3 protein-coding genes are annotated in these 1908 nt (G+C 64.0%); all 3 read left to right on the forward strand.

Annotation, left to right across the window (positions count from 1 at the left end; translation table 11 throughout):
• Window positions 1–195 precede the first annotated feature (195 nt).
• The 3 genes from ACXJL8_RS39920 (at window position 196) to ACXJL8_RS39930 (ending at window position 1851) form a co-directional block, all read left to right on the forward strand.
• Window positions 196–390: a twin transmembrane helix small protein gene (locus tag ACXJL8_RS39920; RefSeq protein ID WP_456686912.1), complete on the forward strand. Its 195-nt coding sequence runs from the start codon at window positions 196–198 to the stop codon at window positions 388–390.
• Window positions 391–392: 2 nt separating this feature from the next.
• Complete coding sequence (locus tag ACXJL8_RS39925) at window positions 393–977, forward strand: cob(I)yrinic acid a,c-diamide adenosyltransferase (protein ID WP_456617303.1); 585 nt, start codon at window positions 393–395, stop codon at window positions 975–977.
• Between the two features lie 124 nt (window positions 978–1101).
• Window positions 1102–1851, forward strand: coding sequence for an electron transfer flavoprotein subunit beta/FixA family protein (locus tag ACXJL8_RS39930; RefSeq protein WP_456686913.1), 750 nt, complete (start codon window positions 1102–1104; stop codon window positions 1849–1851).
• The last annotated feature ends 57 nt before the right edge of the window (window positions 1852–1908 follow it).

Genomic DNA, 1908 nt, shown 5'->3' on the forward strand with positions numbered 1-1908 from the left:
CTGATATTATTGGCTTAAAAGCCAGATCGCGAAGCGTCCCCGTCGTCATTCCGGGGCGTGCGAAGCACGAGCCCGGAATCCATTTCGCCATACGTGATGCGGCCAGATGGATTCCGGGCTCGCGCCAACGGGCCCGCCCCGGAATGACCGGCTGAGACGATGGCGGACCGGCGCACACGGTGTTATCTAGCCCCAATGGCATCTCTCTTGAGTACTTTCATCCTGCCGGTGGCGGYCGGCGCCGTGGCGGTGGTGCTGCTGCTCGGTCTCGTCAACATGATGCGGGGCGGCTCGCCCAATACCTCGCAGAAGCTGATGCGCTGGCGCGTGCTGCTTCAGTTCGTGGCGATCGTCATTGCCATGATCGCGGTCTGGGCGATGGGGCGGTAAACATGGTTGTGCTGAATCGCATCTATACGAAGACCGGTGACGACGGCACGACGGCGCTCGGCTCCGGCGAACGCCGTCCGAAATACGATCTGCGCATCGCAGCCTATGGCACTGTCGACGAGACCAATGCCGCGATCGGCGTGGTCCGGCTCCATACCGGGGACGCGCCCGAGCTCGATGCGATGCTCGGCCGGATCCAGAATGACCTGTTCGACCTCGGCGCCGATCTCGCGGTGCCTGAGCGGGAAGGCAAGGAAACCAAAAAGGCCGAGCGGCTGCGGGTGGTGGCGAGCCAGGTCGAGCGGCTCGAGCGCGACATCGACGCGCTCAACGACAAGCTCGCGCCGCTCACCTCCTTCGTGCTGCCGGGCGGCACGCCGGCGGCGGCCCATCTCCATGTCGCGCGCACGATATGCCGCCGGGCGGAACGCGTGATGGTGGAACTGGCGGCCCAGCCTGCCGAACCGGTCGGCGCGGCTGGCATCCAGTATATGAACCGCCTGTCGGATTTCCTGTTCGTGGCAAGCCGCGCCGCCAACCATAACGGTGCCGGCGATGTGCTCTGGGTTCCGGGCCAGAATCGCTGACCCATTGAGCAGCGCATTTCGAGGGGCTWAAATTAGGCCCTGCGCGCGTTGACCGGGCCGGATCAGGCCTTTAGGTTCCGCGCCAGTTGATAACCCCCCTCCCAAATTGAGTGAAAGAGGATCGATGAAGGTCTTAGTGCCGGTAAAGCGGGTGGTCGATTACAACGTCAAGGTCCGCGTCAAGGGCGATGGATCGGGCGTTGAACTCGCCAACGTCAAGATGTCGATGAACCCGTTCGACGAAATCGCGGTCGAGGAAGCGTTGCGCCTGAAGGAAGGCGGCAAGGCCACCGAGGTCGTGGTGGTCTCCATTGGACCGGCGCAGGCGTCGGAGACGATCCGCACCGGTCTCGCCATGGGCGCCGACCGCGGCATCCTGGTGAAGGCCGACGGCATCGTCGAGCCGCTCGCGGTCGCGAAGATCCTGAAGAAGATCGYGGACGAAGAGCAGCCCGGCCTGATCATCCTCGGCAAGCAGGCGATCGACGACGACTCGAACCAGACTGGCCAGATGCTGGCGGCGCTGCTCGGCTGGTCGCAGGCGACCTTCGCCTCGAAGCTCGAGGTCGACGGAAGCGACTTCAAGGTCACCCGCGAAGTCGATGGCGGCCTGCAGACCGTCAAGCTGAAGGGACCGGCGATCGTCACCACCGATCTGCGTCTCAACGAGCCGCGCTATGCGTCGCTGCCCAACATCATGAAGGCGAAGAAGAAGCCGATCGCGGAGAAGACCGTCGCCGATTACGGCGTCGACGCCACCGCACGTCTCGAGGTTCTCAAGACGACGGAGCCGGCGGGCCGCAAGGCGGGCGTCAAGGTCAAGGACGTCGCCGAGCTGGTGTCGAAACTCAAGAACGAAGCCGGGGTGCTCTGATGACGACGCTTCTGATTGCCGAACACGACAATGCGTCGCTGAAGGACGCGACCAACA

This window comes from Bradyrhizobium sp. P5_C11_2, assembly GCF_054049755.1.

What these genes read in the sequence shown, in the direction of transcription:
- ACXJL8_RS39925 (WP_456617303.1), top strand. Translation starts at nt 393, where the DNA reads ATGGTTGTGCTGAATCGCATCTATACGAAGACCGGTGACGACGGCACG.